At 73.7% G+C, this 16,663-nt stretch carries 19 protein-coding genes; 13 read left to right on the top strand and 6 right to left on the bottom strand.

The window, feature by feature from the left end; genetic code table 11:
• Positions 1-265: 265 nt before the first annotated feature.
• The 6 genes from B4U46_RS06995 (at position 266) to B4U46_RS06970 (ending at position 6,588) form a co-directional block, all read left to right on the top strand.
• Positions 266-589: an integration host factor gene (locus B4U46_RS06995; RefSeq protein WP_030234009.1), complete on the top strand. Its 324-nt coding sequence runs from the start codon at positions 266-268 to the stop codon at positions 587-589.
• A gap of 61 nt (positions 590-650) precedes the next feature.
• Complete coding sequence (gmk, locus tag B4U46_RS06990) at positions 651-1,214, top strand: guanylate kinase (RefSeq protein ID WP_079425007.1); 564 nt, start codon at positions 651-653, stop codon at positions 1,212-1,214.
• 28 nt (positions 1,215-1,242) lie between these two features.
• A complete protein-coding gene (gene rpoZ / locus B4U46_RS06985; protein ID WP_004948662.1) occupies positions 1,243-1,515 on the top strand; it encodes a DNA-directed RNA polymerase subunit omega in 273 nt (90 codons plus the stop codon).
• 92 nt (positions 1,516-1,607) lie between these two features.
• Entirely contained in the window at positions 1,608-2,834 is a 1,227-nt protein-coding gene (gene coaBC / locus B4U46_RS06980; RefSeq protein WP_079425005.1) for a bifunctional phosphopantothenoylcysteine decarboxylase/phosphopantothenate--cysteine ligase CoaBC, read from the top strand.
• A 194-nt stretch (positions 2,835-3,028) separates the two neighbouring features.
• Positions 3,029-4,237 carry a methionine adenosyltransferase gene (gene metK, locus B4U46_RS06975; protein WP_079425003.1) on the top strand — a complete coding sequence of 403 codons (1,209 nt, stop codon included), beginning with the start codon at positions 3,029-3,031 and terminating at the stop codon, positions 4,235-4,237.
• A gap of 230 nt (positions 4,238-4,467) precedes the next feature.
• Positions 4,468-6,588 carry a primosomal protein N' gene (locus B4U46_RS06970; RefSeq protein ID WP_079425001.1) on the top strand — a complete coding sequence of 707 codons (2,121 nt, stop codon included), beginning with the start codon at positions 4,468-4,470 and terminating at the stop codon, positions 6,586-6,588.
• 201 nt (positions 6,589-6,789) lie between these two features.
• Here the strand turns inward: B4U46_RS06970 and B4U46_RS06965 are convergent, their stop codons facing one another.
• Positions 6,790-7,314 (bottom strand): hypothetical protein, encoded by a 525-nt coding sequence (locus tag B4U46_RS06965; protein ID WP_079424999.1) that lies wholly within the window; start codon positions 7,312-7,314, stop codon positions 6,790-6,792.
• Between the two features lie 248 nt (positions 7,315-7,562).
• Between B4U46_RS06965 and fmt the strand changes: the two genes are divergently transcribed.
• Both fmt and B4U46_RS06955 read left to right on the top strand, forming a co-directional pair.
• Positions 7,563-8,507 carry a methionyl-tRNA formyltransferase gene (gene fmt, locus B4U46_RS06960; protein WP_079424997.1) on the top strand — a complete coding sequence of 315 codons (945 nt, stop codon included), beginning with the start codon at positions 7,563-7,565 and terminating at the stop codon, positions 8,505-8,507.
• 111 nt (positions 8,508-8,618) lie between these two features.
• The gene (locus B4U46_RS06955) at positions 8,619-10,085 is read left to right on the top strand and encodes an RsmB/NOP family class I SAM-dependent RNA methyltransferase (RefSeq protein ID WP_079424995.1); all 1,467 of its coding nucleotides are present in this window, start codon (positions 8,619-8,621) and stop codon (positions 10,083-10,085) included.
• Between the two features lie 175 nt (positions 10,086-10,260).
• On the opposite strand, the gene B4U46_RS06950 is transcribed toward B4U46_RS06955, so the two are convergent.
• Positions 10,261-11,367: an amidohydrolase family protein gene (locus tag B4U46_RS06950; protein ID WP_079424993.1), complete on the bottom strand. Its 1,107-nt coding sequence runs from the start codon at positions 11,365-11,367 to the stop codon at positions 10,261-10,263.
• A 201-nt stretch (positions 11,368-11,568) separates the two neighbouring features.
• Between B4U46_RS06950 and rpe the strand changes: the two genes are divergently transcribed.
• The 5 genes from rpe (at position 11,569) to B4U46_RS06925 (ending at position 14,564) form a co-directional block, all read left to right on the top strand.
• Positions 11,569-12,255 (top strand): ribulose-phosphate 3-epimerase, encoded by a 687-nt coding sequence (gene rpe, locus B4U46_RS06945; RefSeq protein ID WP_079424992.1) that lies wholly within the window; start codon positions 11,569-11,571, stop codon positions 12,253-12,255.
• 138 nt (positions 12,256-12,393) lie between these two features.
• Entirely contained in the window at positions 12,394-13,410 is a 1,017-nt protein-coding gene (locus B4U46_RS06940) for a sugar-binding transcriptional regulator (RefSeq protein ID WP_045946176.1), read from the top strand.
• A 79-nt stretch (positions 13,411-13,489) separates the two neighbouring features.
• Positions 13,490-13,711 (top strand): hypothetical protein, encoded by a 222-nt coding sequence (locus B4U46_RS06935; protein WP_079424990.1) that lies wholly within the window; start codon positions 13,490-13,492, stop codon positions 13,709-13,711.
• 50 nt (positions 13,712-13,761) lie between these two features.
• Positions 13,762-14,196, top strand: coding sequence for a ribonuclease domain-containing protein (locus B4U46_RS06930; protein WP_079424988.1), 435 nt, complete (start codon positions 13,762-13,764; stop codon positions 14,194-14,196).
• Positions 14,193-14,564, top strand: coding sequence for a barstar family protein (locus B4U46_RS06925; protein ID WP_079424986.1), 372 nt, complete (start codon positions 14,193-14,195; stop codon positions 14,562-14,564). The genes B4U46_RS06930 and B4U46_RS06925 overlap by 4 nt, the downstream gene beginning before the upstream one ends.
• 21 nt (positions 14,565-14,585) lie before the next feature.
• On the opposite strand, the gene B4U46_RS06920 is transcribed toward B4U46_RS06925, so the two are convergent.
• The 4 genes from B4U46_RS06920 to B4U46_RS06905 form a co-directional block, all read right to left on the bottom strand.
• Entirely contained in the window at positions 14,586-15,185 is a 600-nt protein-coding gene (locus B4U46_RS06920) for a DUF4232 domain-containing protein (RefSeq protein WP_079424984.1), read from the bottom strand.
• Between the two features lie 98 nt (positions 15,186-15,283).
• A complete protein-coding gene (locus B4U46_RS40290) occupies positions 15,284-15,763 on the bottom strand; it encodes a group II truncated hemoglobin (protein ID WP_079424982.1) in 480 nt (159 codons plus the stop codon).
• Positions 15,760-16,089 (bottom strand): putative quinol monooxygenase, encoded by a 330-nt coding sequence (locus B4U46_RS40285; RefSeq protein ID WP_079424980.1) that lies wholly within the window; start codon positions 16,087-16,089, stop codon positions 15,760-15,762. Before B4U46_RS40285 ends, B4U46_RS40290 begins: the two co-directional genes overlap by 4 nt.
• Before the next feature lie 76 nt (positions 16,090-16,165).
• Positions 16,166-16,657: a hypothetical protein gene (locus B4U46_RS06905; protein ID WP_079424978.1), complete on the bottom strand. Its 492-nt coding sequence runs from the start codon at positions 16,655-16,657 to the stop codon at positions 16,166-16,168.
• Between the last annotated feature and the right edge of the window lie 6 nt (positions 16,658-16,663).

Genomic DNA, 16,663 nt, shown 5'->3' with positions numbered 1-16,663 from the left:
ACCCACCGGGCACGGGCTGACGAAAATCGAACGTCTTTCCCCGGACAAAACCGGGGTGGTATGTCCGTGATGTACGGTTCAGTGGAGGCTGACCAGGACTTTTCGTCCGTTCTCGCTGACTGGAGCGGCCTTGGCCGCTAGTCTCCGACCAGAGTGAACGCGCAGCGAACGAGTTCCATCGCTGTTCGGGAGCTCGCCCGGCGTGGTGCCCGAGGGCTCCCCGCCGGTCCGTATCCGACAGTTCGACATCCGAGGTGACGTAGGCGTGGCTCTTCCGCCCCTTACCCCTGAACAGCGCGCAGCAGCGCTCGAAAAGGCCGCCGCGGCTCGCCGGGAGCGGGCCGAGGTGAAGAATCGACTCAAGCACTCCGGCGCCTCTCTCCACGACGTCATCAAGACGGGCCAGGAGAACGACGTCATCGGCAAGATGAAGGTCTCCGCCCTTCTCGAGTCGCTGCCCGGCGTCGGCAAGGTCCGCGCCAAGCAGATCATGGAGCGCCTCGGCATCTCCGAGTCCCGGCGTGTCCGAGGTCTCGGCTCCAACCAGATCGCCTCTCTGGAGCGTGAGTTCGGCGGTAGCGGCGCCTGAGGCGTCGCCCGAAGTTCTCCCGGCGTTCTCAGGCAGTCCCGAGAACCTGGATAATCGCTCTATGGCAGCAGAGGTTCGTCCGCGGCTGACCGTGCTCTCCGGCCCCTCGGGGGTCGGCAAGAGCACGGTCGTCGCGCATATGCGCAAGGTCCACCCCGAGGTCTGGCTCTCGGTGTCGGCCACCACCCGCAAGCCGCGGCCCGGTGAGCGACACGGAGTCCAGTACTTCTTCGTCAACGACGACGAGTTCGACAAGCTGATCGCCAACGGCGAGCTGCTGGAGTGGGCCGAGTTCGCGGGCAACCGCTACGGCACACCGCGCGGCGCGGTCCTGGAACGCCTCGACAACGGCGAACCGGTCCTCCTGGAGATCGACCTCCAGGGCGCCCGGCTCGTCCGCGAGTCGATGCCGGAGGCACAGCTGGTCTTCCTCGCCCCGCCGAGCTGGGACGAGCTGGTCCGCCGGCTCACCGGCCGGGGCACCGAGACCGCGGAGGTCATCGAGCGCCGGCTCGACACCGCCAAGGTCGAACTCGCTGCCGAGTCCGAGTTCGACACCACCCTGGTCAACACCTCCGTCGAGGACGTAGCACGTGAGCTGCTAGCCTTGATGGAAGTTGTCTGATCTTTTATCCATCTTCGGAAGGTAGAGCGTGTCCTCTTCCATCACCGCGCCCGAGGGCATCATCAACCCGCCGATCGACGAGCTGCTCGAGGCCACTGACTCGAAGTACAGCCTCGTGATCTACGCGGCCAAGCGTGCGCGTCAGATCAACGCGTACTACTCGCAGCTCGGTGAGGGCCTGCTGGAGTACGTCGGCCCGCTGGTGGACACCCACGTCCACGAGAAGCCGCTCTCGATCGCCCTGCGCGAGATCAACGCGGGTCTGCTGACCTCCGAGGCCATCGAGGCCCCGGCCCAGTAAGGCACGCACATCGCACACCACAGGCCCGGCAGCACGGCTGCCGGGCCTGTGGTGTGTCATAGGTACGGACGCAACCGATCACGGGAGAAGCAGTGGACAAGCCGAAGGTCGTGCTGGGAGTCAGCGGCGGCATCGCCGCCTACAAGGCGTGCGAGCTGCTGCGCCGGCTGACCGAGTCCGGGCACGAGGTGCGGGTGGTGCCCACGGCCGCCTCCCTGAACTTCGTCGGCGAGGCCACCTGGGCGGCGCTCTCCGGCAACCCGGCCTCCACCGAGGTCTGGGAGAGCGTGAACGAGGTGCCCCACGTGCGGATCGGCCAGGGCGCCGACCTCGTGGTCGTCGCCCCGGCCACCGCCGACATGCTGGCCAAGGCCGCCCACGGCCTGGCCGACGACCTCCTCACCAACACCCTGCTCACCGCCCGCTGCCCGGTGGTCTTCGCCCCCGCGATGCACACCGAGATGTGGGAGCACCCCGCCACCCAGGAGAACGTCGCCACCCTGCGCCGCCGCGGCGCGGTGGTCATCGAGCCCGCCGTCGGCCGCCTGACCGGCAAGGACACCGGCAAGGGCCGGCTCCCCGACCCCGAGGAGATCTTCGAGGTCTGCCGGGCCGTCCTCGCGCGCGGCGCCGCCGCCCCCGACCTGGCCGGACGGCACGTGGTCATCAGCGCGGGCGGCACCCGCGAGCCCCTGGACCCGGTCCGCTTCCTCGGCAACCGCTCCTCCGGCAAGCAGGGCTACGCGCTGGCCCGCACCGCCGTGGCGCGCGGGGCCCGGGTCACCCTGGTGGCCGCCAACACCGCGCTGGCCGACCCCGCCGGGGCGGACGTCGTACGCGTGGGCACGGCCCTCCAGCTGCGCGAGGCGGTGCTGGCGGCGGCCGCCGACGCCGACGCCGTGGTGATGGCCGCCGCCGTGGCCGACTTCCGGCCCGCCGCGTACGCCGACGGCAAGATCAAGAAGCAGGAGGGGCGGGAGCCCGACCCGGTGGCGCTCGTGCGCAACCCGGACGTGCTCGCCGAGATCTCCGCCGAGCGGGCCCTGAAGGGTCAGGTCGTGGTCGGATTCGCCGCCGAGACGGACGACGTGCTCGACAACGGCCGGGCCAAGCTCCGCCGCAAGGGCTGCGACCTCCTCGTCGTCAACGAGGTCGGCGCGAGCAAGACCTTCGGATCTGAGGAGAACGAAGCCGTCATCCTGGCCTCCGATGGTGGCGAGGTGCAGGTTCCCCATGGTCCGAAGGAAGCCCTGGCGGATGTCATTTGGGACCAGGTCGCGCCGCGGCTCGCACCCCCGAGCGAGCTCCGACGCGCCTGAGCGTTTCTCTTCTCGCCGGGAAATCCGTACGTCAGAATGGAGTGCCGCAGGTCACACGGCTCCCATAAGGCGAGACGGGTGGTCCGGCGAACGGTGGCGACCGATAAACTGCATCTGGAACGTGACCGGGCGCAGCCCCCGGTATCGTTCCGCCAAATGATCAGCCAGCAGCCGCTGCAACCCCAGGGAGCATTGTGTCCCGTCGTCTGTTCACCTCGGAGTCCGTGACCGAGGGTCACCCCGACAAGATCGCTGACCAGATCAGCGACACGATCCTCGACGCCCTCCTCACCGAGGACCCGACCTCGCGCGTGGCCGTGGAGACCCTCATCACCACCGGCCTGGTGCACATCGCGGGCGAGGTGACGACGAAGGCGTACGCCCCGATCGCCCAGCTCGTCCGCGACAAGATCCTCGAGATCGGCTACGACTCCTCGAAGAAGGGCTTCGACGGCGCCTCCTGCGGCGTCTCGGTGTCCATCGGCGCGCAGTCCCCGGACATCGCCCAGGGCGTCGACACGGCCTACGAGTCGCGTGTCGAGGGCGACGAGGACGAGCTCGACAAGCAGGGCGCCGGCGACCAGGGCCTGATGTTCGGCTACGCCTGCGACGAGACCCCCGAGCTGATGCCGCTGCCGATCCACATCGCGCACCGGCTCTCGCGGCGCCTGTCCGAGGTCCGCAAGAACGGGACCATCCCGTACCTGCGCCCCGACGGCAAGACCCAGGTCACCATCGAGTACGACGGCGACAAGGCCGTGCGCCTGGACACGGTCGTCGTGTCCACGCAGCACGCGGCGGACATCGACCTGGACTCGCTGCTCGCCCCCGACATCCGCGAGTTCGTCGTCGAGCACGTGCTCGCGCAGCTCGTCGAGGACGGCATCAAGCTGGACACCGAGGGCTACCGGCTGCTGGTGAACCCGACCGGCCGCTTCGAGATCGGCGGCCCGATGGGCGACGCCGGCCTGACCGGCCGCAAGATCATCATCGACACGTACGGCGGCATGGCCCGCCACGGCGGCGGCGCCTTCTCCGGCAAGGACCCGTCGAAGGTCGACCGCTCCGCCGCGTACGCCATGCGCTGGGTCGCCAAGAACGTCGTCGCCGCCGGCCTCGCGGCGCGCTGCGAGGTCCAGGTCGCGTACGCGATCGGCAAGGCCGAGCCCGTCGGCCTGTTCGTCGAGACCTTCGGCACCGCCAAGGTCGACGTGCAGAAGATCGAGGACGCGATCGGCGAGGTCTTCGACCTCCGCCCGGCCGCCATCATCCGCGACCTCGACCTGCTGCGCCCGATCTACGCGCAGACCGCCGCCTACGGCCACTTCGGCCGCGAGCTCCCCGACTTCACCTGGGAGCGCACCGACCGCGTCGACGCCCTGCGCGCCGCCGCCGGTCTGTAAGCGGCACCCCGCTCCACCCGATACCGCCCCGGACCCGCAGGTCCGGGGCGGTATCGCGTTGCGGCCCCGGCCCGCCCCGCGTAGGCTGCACGCGCCCTCCCGGTGCGAGGGGTGACGGCTTCATCTGGAGCCGGGCGCGAGCCCGGTGTTGAAGGACCGCGGTACCGCCGCCGCCCGCCGAGACCTCGGGAGGGCTCCGACTGTCGGTGCCCTTTGGTAAGAATGCTGCTGTGAGCAGCGAGAACGCACCCGACGCAGACGGCCCCGGCGGCCCGCCGCAGCAGCTCGCGCTCATCCGGGAGATGGTCGCCGAGGCGAAGGCCAAGGCGCCCAAGGCCAAGCCGCGCACCTGGCGCGGGGCCGCGCTCGCCGAGGAGCTGCCGGTGGCGCGCGTCCTCGTGAACAAGGGCGTCCTCCACCTCGACCGGCTCTTCGACTACGCCGTCCCCGCCGAGCTCTCCGAGGCCGCCCGCCCCGGCGTCCGCGTCCGCGTCCGCTTCGGCGCCGGCGCCCACCGGGTGCACGGCGGCCGCCGTGAGGGCGGCGGGCTCATCGACGGCTTCATCGTCGAGCGGCGCGCCGAGTCGGACTACGAGGGGGCGCTGGCCGCCCTCGCCCAGGTCGTCTCGCCCGAGGTGGTCCTCGGCCCCCGCATGCTGGCCCTGGCCCGGGCCGTCGCCGACCGGTACGCGGGCAGCCTGGCCGACGTCCTCCAACTGGCCCTGCCCCCGCGCAACGCCCGCGCCGAGGCCAAGCCCTCCCCGGACCCGCTGCCCCCGCCCGCCCCGCCCGAACCCGGCGGCTGGACCCGGTACGGCGCCGGGCCCGCCTTCCTGCGCGCCCTGGCCGGCGGCGGTACCCCCCGCGCGGTGTGGACCGCCCTGCCCGGCCCCGGCTGGGCCGACGAGCTGGCCCGTGCCATGGCGGCCACCCTCGCCTCCGGCCGCGGCGCCCTGGCCGTGGTCCCCGACGGGCGGACGGCCGCCCGGGTCGACGCCGCCCTGACCGCCCTGCTGGGCCAGGGGCGGCACGCGCTGCTGACCGCCGACTCCGGGCCGGAGAAGCGCTACCGGGAGTGGCTCGCGGTCAACCGGGGCTCGGTCCGGGCCGTGGTCGGCACCCGGGCGGCGATGTTCGCGCCCGTCCGGGACCTCGGGCTGGTCGCGGTCTGGGACGACGGCGACTCCAGCCACGGCGACGACCACGCCCCCTTCCCGCACGTCCGCGAGGTCCTGGAGCTGCGCGCGGTCACCGACGGCTGCGCCTTCCTCGTCGGGAGCACCAGCTGCACCGTCGAGGCCGCCCAGCTGGTCGAGTCCGGCTGGGCCCGTCCGCTGACCGCCGACCGGGAGACGGTGCGTGCCGCCGCCCCCCGCATCCGTACCGTCGGCGACGAACTGCTGGCCCGCGACGGGGCCGCCCGGGCGGCCCGGTTGCCGAGCCTGGCCTGGGAGACCGTCCGGGAAGGCCTGAAGAGCGGGCCCGTGCTGGTCCAGGTGCCCCGGCGCGGGTACGTGCCCCGGCTGGCGTGCGAGCGCTGCCGCACCCCGGCCCGCTGCACCGTGTGCGCCGGGCCGCTGGAGGCCCCCGACGAGCGGGACCTGCACTGCGGCTGGTGCGGGCGGGGCGAGCCGGCCTGGCACTGCGAGGAGTGCGGATCGTTCCGGCTGCGGGCCCAGGTGGTGGGCGCGCGGCGGACCGCGGAGGAGCTGGGCCGGGCCTTCCCGGCCGTGCCGGTACGGACCTCGGGGCGCGACCACGTCCTGGACGAGGTGCCGGACCGCCCGGCGCTGGTGGTCTCCACCCCCGGCGCCGAGCCGGTCGCGGCGGGCGCCGGTTACGCGGCGGCGCTGCTGCTGGACGGCTGGGCGATGCTGACCCGGCCCGACCTGCGGGCCGGGGAGGACGCGCTGCGGCGCTGGATCGCCGCCGCCTCGCTGGTCCGGGCGGACGGCCAGGTCGTGGTCGTCGCCGAGCCGACGCTGCGGCCGGTCCAGGCGCTGGTGCGGTGGGATCCCGTGGGGCATGCGGTGCGGGAGCTCGCGGAGCGGGCGCAGCTGGGGTTCCCGCCGGTGTCGCGGATGGCGGCGGTGGCGGGGCGGGGGGAGGCGGTGGAGGCCTTCCTCGCGGCCGCGGACCTGCCGGCGGATGCGGAGGTGCTGGGGCCGGTACCGCTGCCCGGGCGGCGGGGGGAGGCCTCGCCGGGGGAGCGGGCGCTGGTGCGGGTCCCGCCGGGGAGCGGGGCGGCGTTGGCGGCGGCGTTGAAGTCGGCCCAGGCTGCGCGGATGGCGCGCGGGGTGCCGGTCGCCGACGCGGTCCGGGTGCGGATCGATCCGCCGGACATCGGCTGAGGCCGCCCGCGGGTGCGGGTGGTACCGCTGCGAGGAGCCGTCTTCCCGCCCCGCCCTTCCCCCGTTCCTCCTTCAGCGGTAGCCGGGGAGGAACGGGCGAAGGGCGGGCAGGGGGCGGCCCCACAGGGCCGCCTTACGAGCGGGCGGCCTCTGCGGGGCCGGGGGGCCGTCGGGGGTCGGCGTCCCGGCGGCGGGGCGGGGTCAGCCGTTGCGGGGCCCGGGGAAGGCCGACTGACGGGGAGCCGGAGCCGCAGCGGCCTGGCTGTCCTCGCGGACCGGCTGCGGCGGCACGGAGCGGGCCGCCGGAATGGTCGGCAGCGGGCCCAGCGTCCGCGTCGTGGTGCCCTCGGCCGGCGGCTCCGCCGCCTCCGCGGCCTGCGCCCGCCGCGCCCCGTACCGGCGGTGCACGGCCTGCTTGGTGACGCCGAGCGCCGACCCGACCGCGTCCCAGGAGAAGCCCAGGGAACGGTCGAAGTCCACCGCAGCGGTGACGAGCGTCTCGACGCTGTCCCGCAGCTCCTGTGCGAGGCGGACGGTGGGTGCGGGCGCCCTGCCGTAGACGACGAAGCCCGTGGAGGGCCCGGAGCGGCGCGGGCGGTACACGTTGCCGAGCTGGGCGGTGAGCGTACGCAGTGCGTCCACCTGCCGGCGAACCCGCTCGATGTCCCGCACCAGGAGGTGCAGACTGGCCCGCGCTTGGGCGTCATGGGTGGCGTGGTCGGCCATGGAGAAGCCTCTCGAACCGGTGCTGAAGAGCGGATCGGGCCGCAGACACCGTTCAGAATCGCGGCCCGTTTCGGTCAATCTCTCTTGACCAACGCGCCAACGTGCGCCCAGGTCACGCCTTGGGGGCGTGTCGGCATATGCGAGAGGCGCGTGTGTGTGCGTACGCCCCCGATCCCGCAGGTGGGCCCGGGGGACCACGCCCCCTAGACTGGACCGCTGCTGACGCCGAGATAGCGAGGTAGGACCCAGTGAAGCTCGTCTTCGCAGGCACCCCCGAGGTCGCCGTGCCCGCCCTGGACGCCCTGATCGCCTCCGGGCGGCACGAGGTCGCGGCCGTCGTCACCCGGCCCGACGCACCGGCCGGCCGCGGCCGGCGGCTGGTCGCCAGCCCGGTGGCCGAGCGGGCCGAGGAGGCGGGCATCGAGGTCCTCAAGCCGGTCCGCCCGCGCGACCCGGAGTTCCAGGAGCGGCTCCGCGAGATCGCCCCGGACTGCTGCCCCGTCGTCGCCTACGGCGCCCTGATCCCCAAGAGCGCCCTGGACATCCCCGTCCACGGCTGGGTCAACCTGCACTTCTCGCTGCTGCCCGCCTGGCGCGGTGCCGCCCCCGTCCAGCAGGCGATCATGGCCGGCGACCAGGTCACCGGGGCCTCCACCTTCCGGATCGAGGAGGGGCTCGACACCGGCCCGGTCTTCGGGGTTCTCACCGAGGACATCCGCCCGACCGACACCAGCGGCGACCTGCTGACCCGCCTCGCCTTCGCCGGCGCCGGGCTGCTGACCGCGACCATGGACGGCATCGAGGACGGCTCCCTGCGCGCCGTCGAGCAGCCCGCCGAGGGGGTCTCCCTCGCGCCGAAGATCACCGTCGAGGACGCCCGCGTCGACTGGAACGCCCCCGCGCTGCGCGCCGACCGGGTCGTGCGCGGCTGCACCCCGGCGCCGGGCGCCTGGACGGTCTTCCGCGGCGAGCGCCTCAAGCTGGTCTCCGTCGGGCTGGTCCCCGACCGCACGGACCTGGCGCCCGGCGTCCTGGCCCCCGCCAAGAACAACGTGTACGTCGGCACCGGCTCGCACGCCGTCGAGCTGCTCTGGGTGCAGCCGCAGGGCAAGAAGCCGATGAAGGGCGCCGACTGGGCCCGCGGGGTGCGCATCGCTCCCGGCGAGCGCCTGGGCGGGACCGACGTAGGCTGATTCCATCCGCGCCCGCCCCCGGCGGGGGCGGGCGCGACACCCCGTGACACCGCGGTACCCCGCGACACCGCAGCACCCCGAAGCACCTCGTACCTCCGGAGCACCTTCCACGTGAGCGAAAAGTCCCCCCAGCCCCGTCGCAGCCCCGGCCAGGGCGGCCGGCCGGCCAAGCCCTACCGCCGGCCCCAGAAGGACCCCGTCCGGATGCTGGCCTTCGAGGCGCTGCGGGCGGTGGACGAGCGCGACGCGTACGCCAACCTCGTCCTGCCCCCGCTGCTGAAGAAGGCCCGCCAGGACGAGAAGTTCCAGGCGCGCGACGCCGCCCTGGCCACGGAGCTGGTCTACGGGACCCTGCGCCGCCAGGGCACCTACGACGCGGTCATCGCCGCCTGCGTCGACCGGCCGCTGCGCGAGGTGGACCCGCCGGTGCTGGACGTGCTGTCGCTCGGCGCCCACCAGCTGCTGGGCACCCGCATCCCCACGCACGCCGCCGTCTCCGCGAGCGTGGAGCTGGCCCGGGTGGTGCTCGGCGACGGCCGGGCCAAGTTCGTCAACGCCGTCCTGCGCAAGATCGCCGCGCACGACCTCGACGGCTGGCTGGAGCGGGTCGCGCCGCCGTACGAGGAGGACGCCGAGGAGCACCTCGCGGTCTACCACTCCCACCCCCGCTGGGTGGTCAGCGCCCTGTGGGACGCCCTGGGCGGCGGCCGCGCAGGCATCGAGGACCTCCTGGAGGCGGACAACGAGCGGCCCGAGGTCACCCTGGTGGCCCGGCCGGGCCGGTCCACGCCCGAGGAGCTGGTGGAGGCGCTCGGCGAGGAGTCGGCGCTGCCGGGCCGCTGGTCCCCGTACGCCGTGCGGATGGCCGAGGGCGGTGAGCCCGGCGCGCTGGAGGCGGTCCGCGAGGGCCGCGCCGGCGTGCAGGACGAGGGTAGCCAGCTGGTGGCCATGGCCCTGGCGGCGGCTCCGGTCGAGGGCCGCGACGAGCGCTGGCTGGACGGCTGCGCGGGCCCGGGCGGCAAGGCGTCCCTGCTGGGCGCGCTGGCCGCGCAGCGGGGGGCGTTCCTGCTGGCCTCCGAGAAGCAGCCGCACCGGGCGCGCCTCGTGGAGCGGTCGCTGGCCGGCAACCCGGGCCCGTACCAGGTCATCGCCGCCGACGGCACCCGCCCGCCGTGGCGCCCGGGCTCCTTCGACCGGGTGCTGATGGACGTGCCCTGCTCCGGCCTGGGCGCGCTGCGCCGCCGCCCGGAGGCCCGCTGGCGGCGCCGCCCGCAGGACCTGGAGGGCTTCGCACCGCTCCAGCGCGCCCTGCTGCGCGAGGCCCTGTCCGCGGTGCGGGTCGGCGGCGTCGTGGGCTACGCCACCTGCTCCCCGCACCTGGCGGAGACCCGGGTCGTGGTGGAGGACGTCCTCAAGGGCCGCGGCGCGGGCAACGTCCCGGTGGCGGCCGAGCTGATCGACGCCCGCCCGTACATGGAGGGCGTCCCGGCCCTCGGCGACGGCCCGGACGTCCAGCTGTGGCCCCACCTCCACGGCACGGACGCCATGTACCTGGCCCTCCTCCGCCGCACGGCGTAGCGGCACCTTCCGCCGCCGGCCTCCCGCCTCGGCGGTGAGAGGCGGTCGTCGCCGGCTACCCGGGAGAGCACACGGTCGCACAGGTGGCGGCTTCTGCCACCGGCGCGGTGCGCGTTGCGGTGACGACCCCCTCCGAGGGGCGGGCGCCCGTCGGCGGATGACGTGCCGTTGCCCCTCATCCGAACGGTGCGGGGCGCTCCGGCTGTGGGCCGTCGTCGTCGGCGGGCCGCTCGACGCCCGCGCACCAGACGCGGAGGATGCGGCGGGTGGCGCGGATGTCGGTGAGGGGGTCGCCGTCGATCAGGAGGAGGTCGGCGCGGTGGCCGGGGCGGATGGTGCCGCGGTCGGTGAGGCCGAAGTGGCGGGCCGGGAGGACCGTGGCGGCGCGCAGGGCGTCCAGGGGGGACAGGCCGGCGTCCACGAGGAGTTCCAGTTCGTGGTGGAGGCTGCTGCCGTGGGGCGGGGTGAAGGGGACGCCCGGGGTGGCGTTGGAGTCGGTGCCGGCGAGGACGCGGACGCCCGCCCGGTGCAGGGCGGCCGTGCTCGCGCGGGCCCGGTCGTAGTGCTCCAGGCCCGGCAGTCCCGCCGCGGCGAGGCCCTCCATCATGGTCAGGGTCGGTACGGCGGCCCGTCCGGCGGCGTGCATCCGGGCCGTCGCCGCCGCGTCGAGGGGGCGGTCCGCCGGGACGTGGGTGAGCACGTCGGCGCCGGCCCGCTGCGCCATGGCGTAGGCCTCGGAGGCGGCGGTGTGGGCGACGACGAGCCGGCCGTGCGCGTGCGCGGCGGTGACCAGGGCGTCGAGGGTGGCCTGGTCCAGGGCCCCGGGGCCGGGCCGCTCCGCCACGATCTTGATGTAGTCCGCGCCCTCGGCCACCCGGGCCGCCACGAAGCGCTCCGCGTCCGCGGGGCCGGTGACGACGCTGTCCGCCGGCACCCCGGGCATCCGGGAGTGCAGGCCGCCCGCCGCGATGGCGAGGGTGCCGGGGCTGCGGATGTCGGTGAGTCCCGGTGCGGCGCGCAGGGAGTCGACCAGGGCCGGGGGCCAGGTGGCCATGTCGAGGGCGGTGGTGACGCCGTGGTCGCGCAGCTGCCGCAGGTTCTCGGGGCCGTGCAGGTGCACGTGCGAGTCGATCAGCCCGGGGAGGAGGACGGCGCCCCCGGCGTCGACCTCCCGTGCCCCGTCGGGGCCGGCGGCGATCACCCCGCCGTCGATGACGACCGTGGCGGGGCCGAGGAGCCGTCGGCCGTCGAAGACCCGGGCGTTCGTCAGAGCCGTCTTCACGCGGTCATTCTTCCGCGGACCGCCGGCTGTGGGCGGGGGACACGAGGGACCGGATCAGGGCCCGGGGACGTGTCGTCGTGGTCACACTCGACACTGAAGGGTCAGGCGGAACCGGCGAGTGGATCACTTAAGCGGTGCTACGGAAACCGCGAGTTCCGGGGCCGTGGCCTGAAGTGGCCGGGGGCATGGCAGGCTTGGGGCATGGCCGTTCAGATCAATCCCAGCATCCTGTCCGCCGACTTCGCCCGCCTCGCCGAGGAGGCCAGGGCCGTCGAGGGGGCCGACTGGCTGCACGTCGACGTCATGGACAACCACTTCGTCCCGAACCTCACGCTCGGCGTACCGGTCGTGGAGTCCCTGAGCCGTGCCACGGACATCCCGCTCGACCTGCACCTGATGATCGAGGACCCCGACCGCTGGGCGCCGCAGTACGTGGAGGCCGGCGCCGGCTCGGTGACCTTCCACGCCGAGGCCGCCGCGGCCCCGGTGCGCCTCGCGCGCGAGATCCGCGCCCAGGGCGCCCGGGCGGCGATGGCCCTCAAGCCCGGCACCCCGATCGAGCAGTACGAGGACATCCTCCCCGAGCTCGACATGGTGCTGATCATGACCGTCGAGCCCGGCTTCGGCGGCCAGTCCTTCCTCGACATCATGCTGCCCAAGGTCCGCCGGACCCGGGAGCTCATCGCCAAGCACGGACTGGACCTGTGGCTCCAGGTCGACGGCGGGGTCTCGGCCACCACCATCGAGCGGGTCGCCGAGGCCGGCGCCGACGTGTTCGTGGCGGGCAGCGCGGTCTACGGGGCGGTCGATCCGGCCGCCGCGGTGCGGACTCTGCGTGACCAGGCGGGTGCGGCGATCGCCGCCGCCCCCTGGGCCTGCGACCACTGAACCGATCGTTGGTGAACGGCTCGGTGAACGGATGTCGTCCAGGCTGATCAATGGCCGTTGGATCTGACAGGATGAACGGCGAGTCGAGAGTGTGAACACGACAGTGTGAACAGCAGTGAGGAGAGCGCGGTGTCTGCAATGTCGGCGGGACGGTCAGCCCTGCGGATGGGACCCGCGGAGCTGGTGCAGGCGGCGGCCATGGCACGCCGCTTCTACCTGGAGGGCAAGTCCAAGATCCAGATCGCCGAGGAGTTCGGCGTGAGCCGCTTCAAGGTGGCCCGGGTCCTGGAGACCGCCCTCGAACGCGACCTCGTGCGCATCGAGATCCGGGTACCGGCGGAACTGGACGCGGAGCGCTCCGACGCGCTCCGCGCCCGGTACGGGCTGCGGCACGCCGTCGTGGTCGAGTCCCCGGCCGACGCGAGCGAGGACGCGCCCGATCCGGAGAACCTCGGGGCGGTCGCGGCCGACCTGCTGGGCGAGCTGGTCAACGAGGGCGACGTCCTCGGGCTGGCCTGGGGGCGGTCGACCATCCACATGGCCGCCTCCCTGCACCGGCTGCCGCCGTGCACGGTCGTCCAGCTGACCGGCGTGTACGACGCGGGGACGGCCGAGCGCGGGTCCGTGGAGGCCGTACGGCGCGCCGCACAGGTCTCCGGCGGCGACGCGCACCCGATCTACGCCCCGATGCTGCTGCCCGACCCGGCGACGGCGGCGGCGCTGCGCAACCAGACGGGCATCGCGCGGGCCTTCGAGTACTTCGACAAGGTCACCGTGGCGGCCGTGTCCATCGGCTCCTGGGAGCCGGGGATCTCGACCGTGCACGACATGCTCACGGACGAGGAGCGGGCGCACTACGCCTCCCTGGGCGTGGCGGCCGAGATGTCGGCCCACCTGTTCGACGCGGAGGGCCGCAGGGTCGGCCGCGACCTCGGCGAGCGGTGCATCACGGTCGAGGCCGACCGGCTGCGCCGGATCCCGGAGGTCGTGGCGATCGCGGGCGGGCTGCGCAAGGCCGCCGCGATCGGGGCGGTGCTCCGCTCGGGCCTCGTGACCAGCCTGGTGACGGACACGGCGGTGGCGGACTACCTGCTGACCGAGTCCGCCCCGGGGCTGCGGCCGGCGCTGGAGCGGGCCGATCCGGACGAGCTGTAGGCCGCGTTGGGCGGAGGGTGTCGCAATCGATACCCGGAGCCGGGGTCGGAATGCGGCTCCTGCACGCATACTGGCTTCAATGACCAGGCCCGCGGCGTCCCGCCGCCACTTGCCGTCCAGTCCCTTCAAAGCCCTCGTGGAGCCGCCCGTAAGGGAGTTCGGCGTGGGCGACCGGGTGAACCACGATGAGCACGGCCTCGGCCGGGTCGTCGGAGTCGAAGAGGGTGTAGCGGTACTCGTCGACTTCGGCTCGGTCCGCAGACGTGTCCTGAGCCCGTACTCCAGGATGGTGGTGCTGTGAGCCACGCATCGCCGTTCGCGTAAATATCGGATATTTGGCACGATCGAGGCATGATCTTTCGGAGCGTGCCCCGGTCGCTGTCGCGCGCGCTGGGGGCCCTGTTCCTCTGCGTGGCGCTCGTGGGCGCCGGGGGCTGCGGCGGTGGGCCCGCCCCCGCCGCACCGCCGTCGCCCAGGACCGGCGCCACCGCGCCCGCGTGGGCCAAGGGGATGGCCACCGTACGGGCCGACGCGCTGCCGCCGCAGGCGCGCGAGGTGCTGGCGCTCATCGACAAGGGCGGCCCGTACGCCTACCGGCAGGACGGCGCGGTCTTCGGGAACTTCGAGAAGGTCCTGCCGAAGCAGAAGCGCGGCTACTACCACGAGTACACGGTCAAGACCCCGGGGGAGCGCGACCGGGGGGCCCGCCGGATCGTCACGGGCGAGGGCGGGGAGTTCTACTACACGGACGACCACTACGAGACCTTCAAGGCGGTTCTGCGATGACCCTCGCCCCGCAGCCGCTCGCCCCCGCCCTGGCCGCCGCCGAGGCGGCCGGCTGGACGACCGTACGGCTGGACCTGGACGGCGTGCGCAGCAAGGCCGCCCTGATGCGGCGCTGCGCGGCGGCGCTCGAGGTGCCGCAGTGGTTCGGCGGCAACTGGGACGCCCTCGCCGACGCGCTGATCGACCTGTCCTGGCTGCCGGACGCGCCGGGCCGGCTGCTGGCGGTGACCTCCTGGCGCGGGTACGCCGCGGAGCGGGCCGAGGACTGGGCCACCCTGGGGGAGATCCTGGAGGAGGCCGTCGACTTCTGGCGGGAGCAGGACGGGGCGCCCGTGCTGACGGTGCTGCTGGCCGGGCCGGCGGCCTGACGGGCGCCGGCCCGGCGCCGGTCAGCTCGTGCCCGGGCGGAACAGCTGGTCCTCCACCGCGCGCAGGTCGAGGTTCCAGTAGGTGACCTTGGCGGCGTGCCCGGCGTTGAGGGTGCCGGTCCGCGCCGCCAGCAAGAGGTCGAGCCGGCCCACGTCCCTGTTGCTGCCCGGGGCCCGGTCCTGGTAGCCGAGGGACAGCGAGTCCACGGCGGTCGTCGCCTCGCCCCCGCGGAAGAGGTAGACCCCCGCGTACGCCTCCTGTCCGGGTGCGATCGTGGCGATCGCCCGCGGCGGCGTGCCGTAGGGGCCGAGCGGGCCCTTGATGGTGGCCCCGAACCCGACGTACGGGTAGTGGTAGAGGGTGCAGGGCTTGCCGCTGACGTTGGTGGCCGTGACGAGGACGTTCTGCCCGGAGTCCTGGCGCCAGAGCGAGAGGCCGATCGAGAGGTCGTTGTCGTTGCAGGCGGTGCCGCCGTCAGAACCCTTCGACGGGGCGGCCGTGCCCCCGCTCCCCGGGGCGGCCGACGGCGCGGCGACGCCGGACGCGCCGGGCGTGGCGGGCGTGGCGGCGGAAGCGGCCGGGGTGGTGCTGGCGAACCCCGGCGGGCACGGCTGCTCCACGGACCGTTGCCGATTCGGGGCGGGACGTTGCCGTTACGCCCAAATGGACGTGGACCCTCCGGTCGGGGGCCGGCGCGGGCCGGCCCCCGGCCGGGGTGTCACTCCGCCGGTGCGGACTTCGGGATCCACGGCGGGGTCTGGCCCCAGGACCAGACCGGGACCTTGGCCGCGTCCACCGGCGGCGGGTTGGGGCCGGAGTAGATCAGGGCCATCCGGGTGCCCCACTCGATGTAGTAGACGAACACCGCCCGGAACTCGGGGTCCGTCGGGAGGCCGACCTCGTCGGCCGTGTCCAGCAGCAGGTCCACCCAGCGGCGGCGCTGCTGCTCCGTGATGCCGCGCCCCAGGTGCTTGGTGGCCATGTGCATGTGGCCGCCGTGGTGTGCCGAGTAGTCGGCCGGGCCGCCGAAGACCTCCGACAGCCAGACCGCGACGTGTTGCGGGTGCTCCGCGTCCATGCCCGCGAAGACCGGGGCCAGGATCTCGTCTTGCAGGGCATGACCGTAGAAGACGTCGGTGAGGCGGCGCATGGCCTCCGCGCCGCCCATCCACTCGTAGATCGTGGGCGTGGTGCTCATGACTGACCGGCGGCCTTCCCCGGGCCGGCCACGTCGGTGACGGTGTAGTGCTGCATCTCCTCGATGTTCGTCACGTACGGGCGGATCGCCTGGAAGAACGCCGGGAAGTGCTCGCCCTTGCGGAAGCCGTTGAGGTGGGCGTCGACCGAGGTCCAGCGGATCCGCAGGATGTACCGCTCGGTGTCCTCGGTGTTGTGCGCCAGCTCGTAGTCGATGCACTCGGGCGAGGCCGCCAGGGCCTCGGCCGCGCGGGAGTACGCCTCCTCGAACGCCTGCTGGTCCTGCGAGGCGATCCGGTAGCGGATGTACTCGACGGTGGTGGTCATGGTGTGCGTGCCTCTCCCTGGGATCAGGTCGTCCCGGATACTTTCCGGGATCATCAGTGCCCGGTGGGGATTTCCGTCACTCCGGCTGAGACTTCTGGATGTCGGGGCCCTGCGCGCGGACCTGGCGGACCTTGTCCAGGGACTCGCGCAGCTCCCGGAGCCATGCGTCGGTGTTCTCCCCGACGAGGCGGACGCACCAGGCCAGCGCGTCCGCCCGGCTGCGCGCCACCCCGGCGGCGACCAGGGTGTCGAGCACCTGGCGCTCGGACTGGCGCAGCCGGGTCATGACGGGGACCGCGAGGTGGGTGAAGAGGACGGTCTCCCCACCCGCCTCCACGCCCCAGGCGACCTTGCGGCGGTAGAGCTCCTCGGCCTCGCGGGCCACCTCCATGCGCTGCTCGCGCGTGCGCTCGCGGAACTCCTTGACCGACTCGGACGCCGGGACGGTGCCGATGACGGTGATCTCCTCCCGGTCGACGGTGACCGAGACGAGGGACTCGTAGACGTCCACCGGCAGGCGCTCGGCGAACCACGCGCGGAGCTTCTCGCTCTGTTCGGCTGTAATCATGTAATC

This window comes from Streptomyces katrae (assembly GCF_002028425.1).
GTDB classification, from domain to species: Bacteria; Actinomycetota; Actinomycetes; order Streptomycetales; family Streptomycetaceae; genus Streptomyces; species Streptomyces katrae_A.
This window is presented reverse-complemented; position numbering and strand designations above follow the sequence as displayed.